At 43.8% G+C, this 19540-nt stretch carries 11 protein-coding genes; 3 read left to right on the plus strand and 8 right to left on the minus strand.

Annotated features, from left to right (window positions below):
• Nucleotides 1–155: 155 nt before the first annotated feature.
• The 8 genes from pyrD to ACYJZR_RS07800 form a co-directional block, all read right to left on the minus strand.
• On the minus strand, nt 156–1166 hold the full coding sequence (gene pyrD, locus ACYJZR_RS07765; protein ID WP_406966442.1) for a quinone-dependent dihydroorotate dehydrogenase: 1011 nt from the start codon (nt 1164–1166) through the stop codon (nt 156–158).
• A gap of 297 nt (nt 1167–1463) precedes the next feature.
• Nucleotides 1464–6305 (minus strand): NAD-glutamate dehydrogenase, encoded by a 4842-nt coding sequence (locus ACYJZR_RS07770; protein ID WP_406966441.1) that lies wholly within the window; start codon nt 6303–6305, stop codon nt 1464–1466.
• A gap of 201 nt (nt 6306–6506) precedes the next feature.
• Nucleotides 6507–6725 carry a DUF2835 domain-containing protein gene (locus tag ACYJZR_RS07775; RefSeq protein WP_005494961.1) on the minus strand — a complete coding sequence of 73 codons (219 nt, stop codon included), beginning with the start codon at nt 6723–6725 and terminating at the stop codon, nt 6507–6509.
• Nucleotides 6726–6790: 65 nt separating this feature from the next.
• Nucleotides 6791–9397, minus strand: coding sequence for an aminopeptidase N (pepN, locus tag ACYJZR_RS07780; RefSeq protein ID WP_406966440.1), 2607 nt, complete (start codon nt 9395–9397; stop codon nt 6791–6793).
• Nucleotides 9398–9628: 231 nt separating this feature from the next.
• Nucleotides 9629–10294 (minus strand): hypothetical protein, encoded by a 666-nt coding sequence (locus tag ACYJZR_RS07785; protein WP_021448557.1) that lies wholly within the window; start codon nt 10292–10294, stop codon nt 9629–9631.
• A 194-nt stretch (nt 10295–10488) separates the two neighbouring features.
• On the minus strand, nt 10489–12495 hold the full coding sequence (gene prc / locus ACYJZR_RS07790; protein ID WP_005494952.1) for a carboxy terminal-processing peptidase: 2007 nt from the start codon (nt 12493–12495) through the stop codon (nt 10489–10491).
• A gap of 17 nt (nt 12496–12512) precedes the next feature.
• The gene (proQ, locus tag ACYJZR_RS07795; RefSeq protein WP_005458274.1) at nt 12513–13142 is read right to left on the minus strand and encodes an RNA chaperone ProQ; all 630 of its coding nucleotides are present in this window, start codon (nt 13140–13142) and stop codon (nt 12513–12515) included.
• Nucleotides 13143–13239: 97 nt separating this feature from the next.
• Nucleotides 13240–13713 carry a GAF domain-containing protein gene (locus tag ACYJZR_RS07800; protein ID WP_005480795.1) on the minus strand — a complete coding sequence of 158 codons (474 nt, stop codon included), beginning with the start codon at nt 13711–13713 and terminating at the stop codon, nt 13240–13242.
• Between the two features lie 93 nt (nt 13714–13806).
• Between ACYJZR_RS07800 and ACYJZR_RS07805 the strand changes: the two genes are divergently transcribed.
• From ACYJZR_RS07805 to mam7, 3 genes are read left to right on the plus strand one after another with little or no spacing between them, the layout of a single operon-like run.
• The gene (locus tag ACYJZR_RS07805) at nt 13807–15603 is read left to right on the plus strand and encodes an ABC transporter ATP-binding protein (RefSeq protein ID WP_025500461.1); all 1797 of its coding nucleotides are present in this window, start codon (nt 13807–13809) and stop codon (nt 15601–15603) included.
• A 24-nt stretch (nt 15604–15627) separates the two neighbouring features.
• Nucleotides 15628–16875, plus strand: a complete 1248-nt coding sequence (locus tag ACYJZR_RS07810; RefSeq protein ID WP_274017744.1) for a paraquat-inducible protein A — start codon at nt 15628–15630, stop codon at nt 16873–16875.
• Nucleotides 16868–19516 carry an MCE family putative adhesion factor MAM7 gene (mam7, locus tag ACYJZR_RS07815; protein WP_029843901.1) on the plus strand — a complete coding sequence of 883 codons (2649 nt, stop codon included), beginning with the start codon at nt 16868–16870 and terminating at the stop codon, nt 19514–19516. Before ACYJZR_RS07810 ends, mam7 begins: the two co-directional genes overlap by 8 nt.
• Nucleotides 19517–19540 lie beyond the last annotated feature (24 nt).

Raw genomic sequence — 19540 nt, forward strand, 5'->3', positions numbered from 1 at the left:
CTTGACTAGTGAATCAATGGTAAAGAGGTAAGACGCTTAATTACCTACTCATGATTTTCTAAATTTTACAAACGAACGGACAAAAAAAAAGAGGAAACGAGTTCCTCTTTTTTCTGAAATAAGCGTTGAATTCTCAGCGATTTATTTGATGAGTGCTACAGATTTTTAACAATATCGCGTACTAGGCCAGGACCATGGTAGATAAAGCCAGTGTAAACTTGTACGAGTTGAGCGCCTGCCATCATTTTCTCTTTTGCAGCAACATAAGAGTCAATGCCGCCAACACCGATGATAGGAAGTTTGTCACCCAATGCTTCGTGCAATTTGCGAACAACTTCTGTTGAACGAGATTGCACCGGACGACCGCTTAAACCACCCGCTTCATTTGCGTGTTTCATACCTTCAACTACTGTTCGATCCAGTGTAGTGTTTGTTGCAATAACACCATCGATATTGTTTTTCAGTAGTGATTCACAAATCTGAGTGATTTCTTCATCGCTCAAATCAGGGGCAATCTTAAGTGCTAGTGGAACGTACTTGCCGTGTTTTTCTGCAAGCTCTGATTGTTTCGCTTTAAGCTCTGATAGTAACTCGTCGAGTGCTTCACCGTATTGTAGAGAGCGAAGCCCCGGAGTGTTTGGAGAAGAAATGTTTACAGCGATGTAACCAGCATATTCGTACACTTTCTCCATACAAATCAAATAGTCCTCTGCCCCGTTCTCGATTGGTGTATCTTTGTTTTTACCAATGTTGATACCAAGAACACAGTTGAACTTTGCTTTTTTCACATTCTCAACCAGATGATCCACACCTAAGTTGTTAAAGCCCATTCGGTTGATGATGCCTTCGGCTTCAACCAAGCGGAACAAACGCGGTTTGTCATTACCTGGCTGAGGACGAGGAGTCACTGTGCCAACTTCAACAAAGCCAAATCCCATCGCATCGAATGCTTCAATACATTCCCCGTTTTTATCCAAACCAGCAGCAAGACCCACTGGGTTACGGAATGTTAACCCCATGCATTCTACTGGACGGTTAGGTAATTGCTGACGATAGAAAAGATCGAGTGGTGTGCCGTTAAAGCGTTGGAAGTTCTTGATTGCAAGATCATGTGCCTTTTCGGCATCAAGTTGGAAAAAGCCAGTTCTGGCTAGACGGTAAAGCATTGTGCCTCCGAAAGAAAAAAGCCCCGTGTAAACGGGTCAATATTATTTACTGTTTTTTATTGTAATTCAATGAAAATGAACGAATTAAGTAAAATTGCATATTGAGTTAGAAGTTTTTTCATAAAAACAAAGAATTAGCGATTTTTTGCCGCATTGAAATATCCAGTATCTAATGGAAAAGCAATCGATTTCAACAGAAGTTAAGTTTTAAAATCCAGTTACAATGTCACGGAATTGGTGATTGCGGATACAAAAAAGCCTCGCATTTACGAGGCTTTTTCTAATAAGTTAACTCACCTACTCGTTTGAAGAGCAATTCAAATTAAGCAGTACCAGTTCACGAAGAGCTACCGAGAATTTGGCAAATTCATGTACAGAACCGACTTTGAACTCATTAAGGATGCTTTCCCAACGATGAAGTGATTGTTCGTTTGCTTCCATCCACTCTTCAAGCGCTTGCATTACATCAAGATCTTCGCTTGCACACGCACAGTTGAGAACTTGCGCTGTCAACTGACGTTGTTGCCAATCTAGGTCTTCACGGAATGCCGCGCGAGCTAGAGCTTGCCAGTTGTTGTCGACAGCTTGGCTATTGATTTGTTTCAAGAACCAGTGCAACGACAAGCGATCGCCAAGGTTGAAGTATAGCTTCGATGCTTGTTCAACCGTTTTGCCTGTTTCACCTGCAACCGATGAAATATCCAGTGCCGATTGAAGGCTCGATAGACGTGCTACTTGATGGGCAAGTTTTTCTTCTACCCCACGCTCCATCCATGTTTGAGCCAACTCATTGTGCTCTTCCACTTCAGATTCAACCAGCATGCTATCAAGAGTTTCAGCAATAACATTCACATCTTGTTTGTAGATTGCAATCAACTCACCAACGGTAGATTTACCGCTGCGATTACGCAGTAACCAACGAGCAATACGACGTAGTGCGCGACGTACGTAGAACATGATCTCGTACTGTGCATCTGCCGTTGCAACGTTGTCTAACGCGCGAGTTTGCTTAAGAATTTCAGCAAGATCAAATATTTCACGAGCTGCACTGTAAGCATTTGCAATATCAACAACACTTGCGCCCGTCTCTTCTTGAAGACGAGTGACGAAGTTACAGCCCATTTCGTTAACCATTTGGTTTGCTAGCGCCGTCGCGATAATTTCTGCACGTAGCGGATGGTTAACCATTTGATCTTTATAGTTACGGCGTAACTCACTTGGGAAGTACTCAACCAGTTGTTTAGCATGGAATTCATCATTTGCAATGTCATCCGTCACGAGCTGCTGTTTCAAAACCATTTTGCCGTAAGCGACAAGTACCGATAGCTCAGGACGAGTAAGACCTAGGCCCTGCTTTTCGCGTTCCAGCAACGTTTCATCATCAGGAATGTACTCAAGTGCACGGTCCAAGTACCCTGCTTTTTCCATTGTATGGATGAAACGAATCTGTTCTTTAACGATGCCAACGCCTTGTTGCTCTGTCACTGAAATGGACTCAGATTGACGGTATGCGTCATCCAGAACGATTTCACCGACCTCTTCTTCCATAGATTCAAGAATTTGGTTGCGTTGTTTAACGGTAAGATCGCCATTTGAAACCAGTCCGTTCAAGAAGATCTTAATGTTTACTTCGTTATCCGAGCAGTCTACACCGCCAACATTGTCAACAAAGTCGGTGTTAACTCGACCACCGTTTAGCGCATACTCGATACGACCAAGTTGAGTCATACCTAAGTTACCACCTTCACCAACCACTTTTGCGCGCAGCTCACGACCATCAATACGAAGCAGGTCATTTGCTCGGTCACCAACGTCTGTATGCGTTTCAGTCGAAGCTTTAACGTAAGTACCGATACCACCGTTCCAAAGTAGATCCACTTTCATTTTTAGGATCATCTTAATCAGATCGTTTGGTGCTACGGATGCCTTCTTGGTGCCCAACATTTTTTGGATTTCAGGCGTTAGTTGGATCGATTTGGCGCGACGTGAGAACACGCCACCACCTTGCGAGATCAACTCGGCGTTGTAATCTTCCCAACTTGATCTTGGTAAATTAAACAAGCGGTTACGCTCTTCCCAGCTGGTGGCTGAATCTGGGTTCGGATCAATAAAGATGTGCATGTGGTTAAACGCAGCTTGCAAACGAATGTGCTTAGATAGCAGCATACCGTTACCAAACACATCACCAGCCATATCGCCTACGCCGATTGCGGTAAAGTCAGTCGTTTGACAGTTGATGCCCATTTCACGGAAATGACGTTTAACTGATTCCCAACCACCTTTTGCAGTGATACCCATTGCTTTGTGGTCGTAACCGTTTGAACCACCTGACGCAAACGCATCGCCAAGCCAGAAGTTGTATTCTGCTGAGACTGAGTTCGCCAAATCAGAGAATGTCGCCGTGCCTTTGTCGGCAGCAACCACTAGATATGGGTCATCTTCATCGTGACGAATTACGTTTTGTGGTGGAATCACCTCGCCTTCAATGATGTTGTCAGAAACATCAAGCAATGCGCGAATGAACTGTTTATAGCAGCGTTGACCTTCTGCAAAGATTTCATCACGAGTGGTCAGAGACGGCTGACGCTTACAAACGAAACCACCTTTCGCCCCAACTGGAACAATAACGGTGTTCTTAACTTGCTGAGCTTTTACAAGACCAAGAATTTCTGTACGGAAATCTTCTTGACGATCTGACCAACGTAAGCCACCACGTGCAACTTTACCGCCACGAAGGTGAACACCCTCAATGTCTGGTGCGTAGACGAAGATCTCAAAAGCAGGAACTGGCTGAGGAATCTCTGGGATTTCGCTTGGTTTCATCTTCAAAGATAGCCAAGGCTTCGACTGCTTGTTTTCGTCCAACTGGTAGTAGTTAGTACGCAGCGTTGCCATGATCATATCCATGTAACGACGAATAATACGATCATCATCTAAGCTTTCTACGCGATCCAGTTGTTCAGTCAGCTTCTTAATCAGATCACTTTGGCCTTTTTCACTGCCTTTATGTTTTGGATCGAAACGTTTAGCAAATAGGTTAACCAAGCCAGTAGCTAAATCAGGGTAATGACTTAGTGTATCTTCAATGTATTGTTGGCTGAATGGGAAACCAACTTGACGCATGTAGCGCGCGTAAGCACGTAGAATCGAGATTTCACGACCAGATAACGAAGCACCCAGTACCAAACGGTTGAAACCGTCACTTTCTAGATCCCCCGCCCAAATCGCTGCAAATGCTTGTTGGAAACGATCACGAGCTTCGCGAAGATCAACGGTTTTTTCACTCTTATGCAGCATTGAGAAATCTAGGATCCAGAATGTCTGGCCATTGTTTTTCTCGATCTCGTAAGGAGATTCACCAATCACGCGTAGACCCAAGTTTTCCAACATTGGCATTACGTCTGATAGATGGATTGGCTCGTCACGATGGTAAAGTTTTAAGCGAACCGCTTTCGAATCCGTTGCAACTTCCTGCGGACGGTAGAAAAGCATGCCAAGTTTGTTGTCGTCACTCAGTGCTTCAAGGCGCTCAATGTCTGCCACTGCAGAACCAGGCATCATGTCTTCTTTGTATGAACGAGGGAACGCGCTCATGTACTCTTTCGATAGTGGTAGACCTTTGCTTTCACCAAAGTTAGCAATGATCGACTCTTTTAATCTGTCGTCCCAAGAGGTAGAAACTTCCATTAAATTCTGCTCGATTTTTTTCACGTCTACATCAATGTTGTTATTGTCTACACGAACAATGTAATGCGTTCTTGCCAATGGGCTTTCAGAGAAGAACGTCGTAAATTCAACTTCTTGTTCACAGCCAAAATACTGCTTAAGAATGCGTTGAGTTTGGCGGCGGAGTTCTGTGTTGTAACGGTCTTTCGTTACGTACACCATGCAGCTGAAGAAACGACCGAACGGGTCTTTACGTACGAACAAACGCAGCAAGTCGCGGTCTTGCATTTGTACTACGCCCATGCCGACTTCAAGCAAATCTTCTTCGTTCGCTTGTAGCAGTTCATCACGTGGGTAGTTTTCAAGAATATTATGCAGCGCTTTGTAGGAGTATGAGCCGCGGCGGTAACCACTTGCTTCTAAGATACGATCTACTTTTTCTCGAATTAGAGGAATGCTGTGAACAGCTTGGTTGTATACCGCGGATGTATACAAACCAGTGAAGCGGTGCTCGCCAATTACTTTGCCATTTTCATCAAACTTTTTGATGCCGATGTAGTCAGTGTAGGCAGGACGGTGAATACGAGACGCTTGATTGCCTTTCGTAATGATCAAAGCGTAAGGTTTTTTCGCTTCTAGTCTTGCTGAATCAGACAATTCAGACAATTTAACGCTGCGAATGCGCTTTTCATCAGCAAACAGACCTAGGCCTTTTTCTTTTGCTGGTCGTAGTTCCGTATCACCATTTATTTCCGCTAAGTCATAATCTTTGTAACCCATAAAGGTAAAGTTATGATCACCAAGCCAACGTAAAAATGCGATGGTTTCGTCCAAACGATCGGTTTTCATCGAAACACGATCTTTGTTTTTTTCAAGATCATCTGTAACGATCTTGAGTTTGTCGACCATTGGCTGCCAGTCATTAACAACTAGGCGTGTATCAGACAGGATGTTCAATAACTCTTCTTTAAGAGCTTGCATCTCTTCTTTACTTGTTAGGCGGTCAACTTCGATGTGGAATAGTGATTGAAGAACACCACCCTCACCGTTCACTTCTGTTACTTGACCTTTTTTATCACGCTCTAGCTGAGTTGGATTATTGAGCATTAAATGGCAAACAAGATCTAAGCGCGCTAGCGCCATCTTGATTGAATCCACTAAGAATGGACTATCTGGAACAACAACTTCTACGATTGTGTGTGTGGATTGCCAGCCTTGACGACTTACGGTCGGGTTAAACACGCGGACCGAGATATCTTCTGGTTTTTTTTCGTTTATGTGGTGCCAGAGGCTGACAACAGCACCATAGAGGTCGGATTCGTTTCGCTGAATCAAGTCATCATCAGCAATGTTACTAAATAAGTGTTGAGCAAGTTTGGTTACAAGCGTTTGGTGAGAAAGCTCGAGTTTGTCTTGAATCAGTTGGTAAACCTTTTCAAGCAGAACCGGCACTACATTTTCACGCGCGGTCATATTCACACTCCACATTAGAATTGTTGTTTTGTAGGGGGACTTAGTAACAGGGTTGTTACCCTAGAAACTAAGCATAGGTAATGCATGCACTCATTGTAAAAGCATAATTACAAATGTTTAACAACTATTCGCTGTGGTAGGAGGTGAAATGTCTGATTCTGTGACTAAGATTCCTATTTAACTCTCTGCAAATACAAAGCATCACAGAGTTTCTAACTTTAGAAACTTGTTATTTTGGTCAGTTGTTAGCCTAAATCGCCCTCTCACTCCTAATTGGCTAAGAAATGGTCTAAATTTAGCTGCAGGAAGTTGTAGCCTTAAGCCGTTGTTTGTTATGACTTGAACGGAACTTGCGGCTCCCGAGTAATGGGACAGAAATGTTTGATAAGGAATATTCAGTGTAAAGTAATAGTGCTTCATGAACTAGAAACGTTGCAGTAGATACAATTAGGGTGGTCATTGCGACCACCCTATTATTTTGGCGACTATTCGTCTAGTGCTTTAGTCACTTTTTCAAACAGGTCTTTGGCAAGGTTGTCCATTGCTTTTAGTTTTTCAAGTTCTGCACGAATCATCGCTTGGCGAGCTTCATCGTATTTACGGAACTTCAGCAGAGGATCAATCATGCGAGATGCAACTTGAGGGTTGGAGTCATTCAACTGACGAAGAATTTCACCGGCAAATTGGTAACCAGAACCCGATTTGTCGTGGAAACGAACTGGGTTTGCAGCCAAGAACGAGCCAATTAAGCTGCGCGTGCGGTTCGGGTTCTTCAAGCTGAACGCTTCGTGATTCATGGTTGCTTTCACTTTTTCAAGTGCATCTTCTGCTGGGTTACTCCCCTGCAGTGCAAACCATTTATCCATAACTAAACCGTCATGTTTCCACTTATCGCTGTAATCAGCCATCAGCTCTTCACGACATTCCAGTTGAGCACTATTCGCTGCACTCATAGCTGCAATGGTATCGGTCATGTTATTGGCAGCTTCATACTGCGCTTTAACTAACGTGTTACCTTTGTCTGTATGAGCTAAGAACTGAAGACATTGATTACGCAACGCACGTTTGCCGATTGCTGCATGGTCGATGGTGTATTTGGCTTGTTTTAGCGTGTGGTAAGTGGCACTTAGTTCATCTTCCAATGCGGCAGAAAGTGACACTGTAATGCTATTTAAAACCGTATCAACTGCATCTACATCAATCTGTTTGTACCAGCCTGTGATTTCATTGATAGATGGCAATGAGAAGACTTGAGCGATAAATGCAGGCTCTAAGTTTTCATCCAATAATACGCCGCGGAATGCATCGATAAGATCTTCTGAAAGTTGAACCTCACTGCCCGTTTGGACATTGGTGACATTTTGTCGAATGTACTTCGCTAATAGCATTTGGCTTGCATCCCAACGAGCAAAATCGTTGGTTGCGTGCTTCATTAGGAAGATCAGTTCAGCGTCGCTGTAATCGTATTCCAATTTAACTGGCGCAGAGAACTCGCGTAACAATGAAGGCACTGGTTGCTCCGCGACATTCTCGAACACAAATGTTTGTTTATCTTGCTTGATGTCCAAAACATTGTGAACTGATTCTCCGTTAATGATCAGTGGGATAACCTGACCTTTCGAATCATAAAGCTCGATATCGAATGGAATGTGCAGTGCTTGTTTTTCTGCTTGGTCTTGCGTTGCTTCAGTAAATTGCTCAACTGTTAGCGCGTAAGTTTTGGCTTCAGCGTTGTATTCGCTGTTTACACGAAGTGTTGGTGTACCAGATTGGCTATACCATAGACGGAATTGCTTAAGGTCAACACCAGTTGCGTCTTCCATTGCAGAAACGAAGTCTTCACATGTTGCCGCTGTACCGTCGTGACGCTCAAAGTAAAGCTTCATACCTTTTTGGAAGCCTTCCTCGCCAAGCAAAGTGTGGTACATACGAATCACTTCACTGCCCTTTTCATAAACGGTCAGCGTATAAAAGTTATTCATTTCAATAACTTTGTCAGGACGAATTGGGTGTGACATTGGGCTTGCATCTTCAGCAAACTGAGGGCCACGAATAATGCGCACGTTGTCGATTCGATTTACCGCACGTGAACCTAAGTCAGAAGAAAACTCTTGATCACGGAACACCGTCAAACCTTCTTTTAGGCTCAGCTGGAACCAATCACGGCAAGTCACGCGGTTGCCTGTCCAGTTATGGAAGTATTCATGGCCAATCACAGCTTCAATACCCAAGTAATCTCGGTCTGTCGCCGTTTGGTCATTCGCCAGAACAAACTTAGAGTTAAAGATATTTAGGCCTTTGTTCTCCATAGCGCCCATGTTGAAGAAATCAACCGCCACGATCATGTAAATATCGAGGTCGTATTCTAGACCAAAGCGCTCTTCGTCCCACTTCATTGAGTTGATTAGCGATGTCATCGCGTGACCCGCTCGGTCTAAGTTGCCTTTATCGACAAAGATTTCTAGGTCAACGTTGCGACCAGACATTGTGGTGTATTTATCGCGAAGAACATCAAAGTCACCAGCGACAAGCGCAAATAGATAAGCTGGTTTTGGATGTGGATCTTGCCATTGCACCCAATGACGACCGTTCTCTGCTTCGCCTTGTGCAATACGGTTACCATTGCTGAGCAAGTATGGATATGTTGCTTTATCTGCAATGACTTTGGTTGTGTATTTTGCCAGTACGTCTGGGCGATCTAAGTAATACGTGATGCGGCGGAAGCCTTCTGCTTCACACTGTGTACAGAATGCACCACCAGATTTGTACAGACCTTCAAGTGCGGTGTTGGCTTCAGGATCAATTTTAGTGATGATTTCAAGTTCGAACTCAGCAGGTAAGTCAGACAGTACTAGGGACGCCTCTTTTACTTCATGATGCGCCCAATCTTCGCCGTTCACCTTAACTGAACGAAGCTCTAACCCTTCACCATCCAGTTCTAGAGTCGTTGATTCACCCTTTTGAACTACTTTTGATAGTGCAGTAACGATGGTGTCGTTGTCGTAAAGATCAAACGTAAGATCAATCTCAGTAATTGTGTGGGATGGCGCTTGATAATCTTTACGATATTTCGCCTGGGGAGCTTGAGACATGTCCATAAATCCTTGTATGTCGAACTACAAAAATACCAGTTTACAGGTCTCAAACCCTTTAACTGGTATCACGATATAAGCTATTTGTATGGGTTGTGGTATCAGAATACAAGTCTTTCTATAAAAAAACGGAGCTTTTTGATGGTTAGCTCCGCTTTCTGATTAACATTTACTCAACATTAGAAGTTTACCGTATGAATACTCATTTATAGAATCAACAATATGAATGACTCATTGTGTGACTCGGTTGAGTACGGCATACATATCACCACTACTATCTTGGATGGTGAGTTCATTTTCTTTAAGTTTGTACGTTGTGCCCTGCTCGCCGTTTTCATACAAAAGAACTAAATACTCGTCTTCAGTGTAAAACACGCCTTGTTTAACGGACTCTTCACCTGCTTCGTTTGAGACACGGAACAAGAACACGAAGTCAGGCTGCAAAATCAGATCCATGTGGTTAATGTTATTTGCCATCAATCCATCGCCAGAGACATGAGAGCTTGACCAGATGCCGGCTAGAGCGTTCGATAGCCCTTTAGTAAAAGTGACACCGTTTAAATCCAAGGTATTGTGATTGTTTCGGTAAGCGTAAATTTGGGGCTCATCGGTATTCAATCCAAGAACAATTGTGTCTTCATTGGCGTTATACATACCTTCCCAATGATCGACAGAATAATCTTTTTTCTGAATATCAATAGAGAATGTGTAATCAGAGCCTAAAGAAAGTTTGATCGCTCGGAAGTTTTCAGCCGATTCGTCAGGCCTCGGATTCATTAAATACCAATCCCCAATCAGAAACGGCGTATCAAAGTGACTAAGATCGTCTTCCTTTGTGTTTTCTCCAGCGAACACGCTTAAGCAGCAAAAGCTAAGCAAAATAAAGAACCATTTCATATCGGCATCCTTATCGTTTTCTTTTAGCTTAGGCATTGGTGCTCTATTTCGCGAAATATTTGATCTATATCACGTAAATTATTGCAGTAAAATAAGCGCACAACCGACTTTGTGCCGTCAACTTTGCAGGTTAAAAGGCATAAAAAAAGAGCGAACCCTTAGGACTCGCCCTTTTTGTACTGAATTGCCAGTGCTTATGACTGTTTTGGTGCTTTAAGCATATCAACCATAATCGCAACAGATTCATCTAAATAAACATCAGGTGCTTCGTAGTCTTTCGGCACATCATCCAAAGATTTGAATGTTTTCTTACCCAAAGCCGTTTGACGTTCATTAATACGTTTCAAACGTAATGCTTCTGCTTTATCTGACTCGTCTTTGCGGACTTTCTCGTTTAGAGACAACATGTTGTCGTCTTTTTCTTTACGATACTTCTCAATGTCTTCGTTAATGAAGCGGAATTCCATCTCATCAGCGATTCGCTTATTGTGAAGTTCTGTCAAGTTTGCAATCAACTTGTCGTTATCTGGAAATGTCTGATAAGTCGCCTTATCGATGCTATCCCAAGGCAGAGCATTGTCTTCAACACTTTCACCGGTTTCACTCGGATCAATTGGTGTTGGGTACGCAATGTCTGGCGCTACACCACGGTTCTGAGTACTGCCGCCATCGATGCGGTAGAACTTTTGAATCGTATATTGAACATAGCCGAGCTCTTTATCGAAAAGATCGTAGATATGATTCAATGAACGGTGCTGCTGAACCGTACCTTTACCAAACGAGTTTTCGCCAAGAATGACGGCGCGGTTGTAGTCTTGCATTGCAGCTGCGAAAATTTCAGATGCCGATGCACTGTAGCGGTTGATTAATACCGTCAAAGGACCATCGTAACTTACCAGTCCGTCGGTATCAGCATTAACTTTGATGCGGCCATAGCTGTCGCGCACTTGTACGACTGGGCCTTCTTTAATGAAGAGGCCAGTAAGTGCTGTTGCTTCAGTAAGAGCACCACCACCGTTGTTACGTAAATCAACGATGATACCGTCAACGTTTTTCGCTTTTAGGTCATTAAGTAGCTTGTCTGTGTCTTGTGAAAGACCGACGTAGAAACTTGGTACTTCAAGAACACCAATCTTCTTGCCGTCTTTCTCAATGATCTCTGACTTAACCGCTCGGTCTTCTAAACGAACTTTGTCGCGCACAATTGTGACAATGTAACTCTTTGCGTCATTACCTTCTGGTAAGATTTGTAGATTAACCTTTGTTCCTTTAGGACCTTTGATTAATTGAACTACATCATCCAGACGCCAGCCAATCACATCGACAATTTCTTCACCGTCTTGACCAACACCAATGATGCGGTCCCCTTCACCAAGTTGCTTACTCTTAGACGCAGGGCCACCAACTACCAATGAACGAATAACAGTGTAGTCATCTGTCATTTGCAAAACGGCACCAATCCCTTCAAGAGACAGGTTCATTTCTGATTGGAATTGCTCGGCGTTGCGAGGAGAAAGGTAACTAGTATGAGGATCGACCTGTCTTGCGAAGGCGTTCATATAAAGCTGGAACGCGTCTTCATTGTTGGTCTGTGTGATACGCTTCATCGCGTTGTTATAACGCTTCTCTAAAACTTCTTTAATTTCAGGCCATTCTTTGCCCGTCAGTTTTAGATTCAAAGCGTCATATTTCACGCGTTTACGCCACAACTCATTAAGCTCAGCTTCATCCTTTGGCCATGCGGCTTCTGATCGATCTAATTCAATCTCGTCTGCGTTATCAAACTTGATCTCTTTGTCGAGCAAAGTCATCGCGTAGGCGAAACGTTCAAAACGTTTTTGCATAGAAAGATTGTAAACATCAAAAGCAATCTTGTTGTTACCAGCTTTAAGCTGATCATCAAGTTCAATTGACCAATCTTTGAAGGAATCGATATCCGCTTGAGTGAAAATATTTCTATTGTAATCAAGCATTTCTACATAGCGTTCAAAGATCGCTTTAGAGAAATCATCGTTTAGATTGAAATGCTTATAATGAGAGCGGGTAAATCGAGAGGTGACTCGTTTGCTGGCTGTTTCGTGCTGAACTTCAGGAGCGAGAACCGGCAAGTCATCTTTATGTAGTTTGGCTTCGAGAGCCTGAGCTGATGCTGCTAGCCATAAGCTAGCAGCAATCAGGGTCACTTTTGAACGGCAATTCATGCGTAGGAGTATCTCCCTTATGCGCGCAAGTGCTCCGCTTTTACAACCATTTGTAGGCCGTTAGCAAGTTGAACACGTACATCATCCTTATTGATCTCAACAATGGTCGCTGCCATGTTTCCTTTGCCCATGTTCACGTTTACTGCATTGCCTACTGTGATTTCATCAGCATTTAGAGCGCGCGTTTCTACAGGCTTAGTTGGTTTTTGTACTTTTGGTTTGTTAGTACGGCGAGGCTGTTGAGGCTTTTTATTAGCCGCTGGTTTTGCTTTCGCCTTACCCTCTTCACGAGCTTTCTGTGCTTGTTCTTTACGACGAGCTTGAACTTTCGCTTTGCTTTCAGCAAGTGTCGCTTTAGCGTGTTCTACGTGTTCTTCTTCTAGTTCACCACAAGGGTTGCCATCTAGGTCAACACGTACCGCACCTGGTTTTACACCGTGTAGGTAACGCCATGATGAAGTGTACTGTCTTAACGCTGCACGAAGCTGAGTTTTGCTTACTTTTTCGTCTTCATTTAGACGTTCCGCAAGATCTTGAAAAATACCAATTTTCAGAGGTTTTGCTTCACCTTCTAAAGTAAAGCACTTAGGGAAACATTCAGCAATATATGCGATAACTTCTTTGCTGTTTTTTAACTTTTCAGTCATGAGGGTTCCTGATTTGAGCGGATTTCCGCGAAGCATTAAGAAAAATATTCTCGTATTATAGTGACATGCCAAGGAAAAACCACACTCGTGGGCTAATTTATGCGTCGTTCGCGTGTGAATTAAGCAGCTTTTCTACTTCTGACATAAAATGAGTGAGACCTTCCTCGTCTGTTTCATTGAATCGACCGATACTTGGGCTATCGATATCCAATACGCCAGCAACTTTTCCTTTGATTGAAAACGGAATCACAATTTCAGAATTACTCGCGGCATCACATGCGATATGACCTTCAAATTCGTGAACGTCGTATACTCTTTGAGTAGTATTTGTTTTTGCAGCTGTTCCACAAACGCCTCGTCCCATTGGGATACGAACGCAAGCTGGTTTACCTTGGAATGGGCCTAATACAAGCTCATCCCCTTTTGTTAGGTAGAAGCCTGCCCAGTTGAGGTCTTCAAGCTCCATAAATAGTAAAGAGCTCAGGTTCGCCAAGTTAGCGATAAAGTCTGGCTCAGATTCAATTAGGGCTACTGCTTGTTTGGTGAGTCGTTGGTATTGTTCTATGTTCATATTAACTTCCTACTTAATTATTAAAGCTTCCATTCTCTTCGTATGGCGCTAAAATGCTGACCTACTTTAAAATAGGACTTATTCTCAATTACAATGATTCCGAAAAATGACACTATTAGCCGTTCTTGGTTGATAACACAAGTTAAAAAGCACAAGTCCAAGCTGATTTTAGCGAACTTAATTGCTATTGTGGCGACCTTGATTAGTGTTCCAATCCCTCTTCTTATGCCATTAATGGTTGATGAAGTGCTATTGGACAAACCTGCCTCTGGTCTTGCTGCCATGAACGCTGTGCTTCCTGAAGCGTGGCATACCCCAACTGGATATATCTTTTTTACGCTTTTTTTAGTTGTGCTCATGCGCGCAGCCAGCCAAGCGTTGAACATTGTTCAAAGTCGTCAATTCACACTGGTATCGAAAACCATTACGTTTGAGATGCGCAGTAAAATGATCGACAAATTGGGTCGAATCAGTATTCGTCAGTACGAAACCAAAGGCAGTGGAGGAATTAACGCCCACCTTATTACTGATATAGAAACCATCGATCAATTTGTTGGTTCGACACTCGCAAAGTTTGTTATCAGCTTTTTGACCGTCATCGGCACCGCTATCGTTCTGCTTTGGCTAGATTGGCGTCTGGGCTTATTTATTCTGCTCGTAAACCCTATTGTCATTTATTTCTCTCGCAAACTTGGCAGTATGGTCAAGCATCTCAAGCGTAAAGAAAACCACTCGTTCGAAATTTTCCAAAACCGACTGGTAGAAACGTTGGATGGTATTTACCAGCTGCGCGCTGCCAATAAAGAGCGCGAATTTCTTCAGCAGCTAAAAGAGAGCGCCAATCAAGTCCGCGTCGATGCTGACAAATACGCCTGGCAATCAGAAGCGGCTGGTCGAGTTTCTTTCTTGCTCTTCTTAATCGGTTTTGAATTATTCCGTGCGGTTGCCATGTTAATGGTGATGTTTAGTGACCTAACAATTGGTCAAATTTTCGCTGTATTTGGCTATCTATGGTTTATGTTGTCCCCTGTTCAAGAGCTTCTTGGAATACAATTCTCTTGGTATAGCGCAAAAGCCGCATTGAAACGTATTAACGACCTTCTAGAGTTGGAAGAAGAAGATAGACCTGTCTCTAAGGTGAATCCTTTCAACGAAACACGCGAAGTCGATGTAAAAATCGAGCATGTGGATTTCTCATATAATAATGAGAACAAAGTGTTGGATGACCTGTCGTTACATATTCCAGCGGGCAAAAAAGTTGCGTTAGTGGGCGCGAGCGGCGGTGGTAAATCAACACTGATTCAACTGCTAATTGGTGTTTACCGACAGAACGCAGGTAGCATTCGTTTTAATGATGAGTTAACAGAAGATATTGGTTTTGAAGTGATCCGCGACAAAATTGCCGTGGTATTACAGCAACCTATACTATTTAACGACACCTTGAGGCATAATCTGACGCTCGGTGGTCACTTTGATGAAATGTCCTTGTGGAGAGCGCTCGAAGTTGCTCAATTACAAGATGTGATTTCTCAACTTAACCACGGTTTGGATACGCAAATTGGCCGCAACGGGATTCGTTTATCCGGCGGACAACGCCAACGCCTTGCGATTGCACGTATGGTGTTAAGCAATCCTCAATTTGTTATTTTAGATGAAGCCACGTCTGCGCTCGATACTGCAACAGAAGCTGCACTACATAAAGCGCTAACAGAATTCCTACGTGGTCGAACAACCTTAATCGTCGCGCACCGTCTATCGGCAGTAAAACAAGCAGATTTGATCTATGTGCTTGAAGATGGGAAAGTGACACAAACAGGAACCCATGGTGAGCTCGTTGAGCAAGAAGGCTTATATCAAACCTTGTACGGGGGCATTCAGTCCCAAGCTTAAACCCTTCTTATTAGAGAGGTCTTTATGACCTCTCTGTCTAAGCATGCCATGCAACCCAATAGTGTGCGTTTATGCCAAGGTTGCGAACTCCCTGTCGATATTGTCGATTTACCTAACGGTAAAAATGCACATTGCCCACGCTGTGGCACGCAATTATATCGCGGAGGCAGTCCTAGCCTTTCTGGTAATTTAGCGGTCGCGATAACCTGTATCCTGCTATTTATTCCGTCGCACTTCTTTAACTTCATTAGCATCAGGCTTTTTGGTGTGATGATTCCCGCGACCTTACCCTCAGGGATGATCACCTTGATGGAAGAAGGCTTCGTTCTTCTTTCATTGTTAATTCTATTTTGTAGCTCACTTGCCCCATTGACCGTATGTGTCTCGGTTGTGACTGCACATATCTCATTGCATCAAAGATGGTTTAAGGGGCTGCGCGTCTCACTGTGGCTGATTCAACATTTGAAACATTGGGTAATGCTGGATGTGTTTTTGGTCAGCATTGCGATCTCTTGTTTTAAGCTTCAAGACTATTCAGATATTTTTGTTGGCCCCGGATTGATTGGCTTGGTCTTGCTGCAAATATTTACTGTTCTTCTGGTATCACGCATCAGCGTTCGTCGTTATTGGGAAGCTTGGAAACCAGAAAACACGTACTCTTTCGAACACAAAGATGTGCATTGTCACGAGTGTCATCTCTCTCAACCTGAAGGTGAGCGTTGCCGACGTTGTCAGCATGAGCTCTATCATCGTAAGCCAAACTCGATTCAAAAAACGTGGGCTTACCTAGTCGCGGCTACTATCGCGATTTTTCCTGCTAACCTTATTCCTATTTCGATTTTGATAACCAACGGTCAACGCCTTGAAGATACGATTTTCTCTGGTGTTGCGTCTTTGGTCAGAAGCGGAATGTATGGTATCGCCATTATTATTTTTGTTGCCAGTATCGTTGTGCCAGTCGTTAAGATCCTCGGCCTTGCCTATATTATGCTGTGCATCAAATTCAAGCGTTCGGTGTTTCGAAGACAACGAATGATGGTTTACTTTGCAGTAAAGTGGATCGGTAAATGGTCTGTCATGGACTTGTTTGTTATTTCTATCATGATGACCTTGGTCGATCGCGGTCAAATACTCGACTTTACGCCAGGTTACGGCGCGGTCGCGTTTGGTTTAGTCGTTGTGCTGACAATGTTAGCCGCAGAGAGTATTGACCCAAGGCTAATCTGGGATGAAGCCCCAAAACAATCAGAAAAAGAGTCAATTAATGAGTGATCAGAACAATTCTCAAACATCGTATGTGCCTGATGTTAAGAGGAGCAAAGGCATATCTCCACTTTGGCTACTGCCAATTTTGACGATGGTGCTCGCCGGCTGGCTTGTGGTGAAGTCCATCCATGATGCGGGGCAACGAGTACAGATTTACTTCTCCGACGCTGCTGGTTTGGTGGCGGGACGTACAACTATCCGTTACCAAGGTTTGGAAGTCGGTATGGTCCGTGACATTAATTTGTCCGAAGATCTCGGCAGCATTTACGTGGATGCAGACATCTACCCTGAAGCAACGAAGTTACTAAACGATAAAACGCGTTTTTGGCTTGTTAAACCAACCGCGAGTTTAACTGGTGTGTCGGGCTTGGATGCGCTTGTTTCTGGTAACTACATCTCTATCCAACCGGGGGACGGTCAAGAATTTGAGACCACATTCCACGCTCTCGATTCGGCGCCAACGGACCTACGTGTTTCACAGGGTTTGAACATCAAGCTTAAAAGCCGAGACTTAGGCGGCGTGTCGATTGGCTCTCAGATTGTCTACAAGAAAATTCCTATCGGTGCGGTTTACAGCTACCAACTGGATGAAGATGCAAAATCCATTACTATTCAAGCCAATATCCAAGAGCAATATCGACACATCATCAATGACCGCAGCCGTTTTTGGAATGTCAGTGGCATTGGCGCAAGTATTGGTTTTGAAGGCGTTGACGTACGCTTAGAAAGCATGAGCGCCCTACTTGGTGGCGCTATCGCCGTTGACTCTCCGGACGATGGCGAACCAGTGGAAGAAAATACCGAGTTCCGCTTATACAAAGACTTAAAAACAGCAGGTCGAGGCATTGCGATCAAAATTGCTCTACCTGACGACAATAAAGTCAGCAGCGAAGGCGCACCAATCATGTACCGTGGCATTGAAATTGGTCAGGTCACTGACTTAAGCCTTTCTGAAGGACGAGAAGTCATTTTGGCGTCTGCAGCAATTCAGCCTGCTTTCAGTGACATGCTTACCACTGGCACTCGCTTTGTTTTGGAAGAAGCGAAAGTGTCGTTGTCTGGTGTCGAAAACATTGCAAACCTAGTTAGAGGAAACTTCCTCACTATCGTTCCTGGCGACGGCGAACGCTCTCGCCGCTTCACTGCAATTCGCAAAAACGTATTTAATCAACAGCAAGAAAAGTCTATCGCGATTCGCCTAATTTCTGACAATTCATTTGGTTTAGATAGCGGAGCGAACGTGCTCTATAAAGGTATTGTGGTCGGTTCCATCATCAACGTTGGTTTAGTTGATGAGAAAAAACAAGCGAAGCACGAAGTCTTTATGGATGTGCTTATTGATCACGAATACAAGCATCTTATTAAATCAAATAACCGTTTTTACGTGACTGGTAGCGCTTCTGCAGAGCTTACTGAGTCTGGGTTGAGCGTCACTGTTCCGCCAGCAAAACAACTACTGACCGGTTCTATCAGTTTCGTCAGTGAAGGTTCTGAGTCGATTCAGAAAGAATACCAACTGTTCCAGAACGAATCGTTAGCAGAACTCGCGCAATACAACAAAACTGGCTCGAAAACATTAATGCTGTTTGCTTCAGAGCTACCACCAATTTCGAAAGGCAGCCCTCTACTCTATCGAAATCTGCCTGTAGGTAACGTCTCGGACTTTCATCTCGTCGATGGTGGCGTATTGATTAAAGCGACCATTGAAAATCGCTTTTCTTATCTTGTCACCCCACAAACCGTTTTTTGGAATCGTTCAGGTATCGAAATTGATGCCTCACTTTCTGGCGTTAGCGTTAAAGCACATCCACTAAAATCTCTAATTGAAGGTGGAATTGCCTTTGATTCCGTGCCTGGCGTGGAAAACAAAGTCGGAGAACGTTGGAAGCTTTACGCTGATCAGCAAAAAGCGCGCAAATTTGGTCGAGTCATTTCGCTAGAAACCGACGGCACGCAAGAAGTGCTTAAAGGTATGCCGATTGAATACCAAGGCGTGAAGGTAGGTGAAGTGACGCTTGTCGTACCGAATTTCCGTCGCAATCTGGTTGAAGTCACCGCCCGAATTTTACCGGAATACGTGGCAAATATCGCGGTAGAAGGCACGCATTTTTGGCTAACTGAACCTGAAATTGGCCTTGGCGGCGTGAAGAACTTAGGTGCGCTAGTTTCAAAATCTATCAGCGTTGAACCGGGTAATGGCAAGGCGAAGTTCGATTTCCCATTAGAAAAAGGTTTTGACCGTGTAGAAGGCGTCATGTTTACCCTGCAAAGTGAGCAACGCGGTTCGGTTCAAGTCGGTACTCCTGTTCTCTACCGTCAAATGGAAGTTGGTCAAGTTACCGATGTTCGCTTGGGCGAGTTCGCTGATCGCGTGGTTTCCACCATCAAGATCAAACCTGAATACGCGTATTTAGTGCGTCAAAACAGCGTGTTCTGGAATGTGTCTGGTGTGGATGTTTCTATCGGTATTACTGGTGCGAACATCAAAGCAGGTACGATTGATAGCCTCGTGCGTGGTGGCATTGCATTTTCAACGCCAGAGCAATCACAAATTCCACCAGCAGCAAAACGTGGTCATTCTTTCTATCTTTACCCACGTGCCGATGAAAGCTGGGTTCAATGGAGAACGCCAATTCCTAAGCCCTAAGGCGGGATATTGATTCGATGTAAA

It is taken from the genome of Vibrio sp. RC2502, from assembly GCF_054850435.1.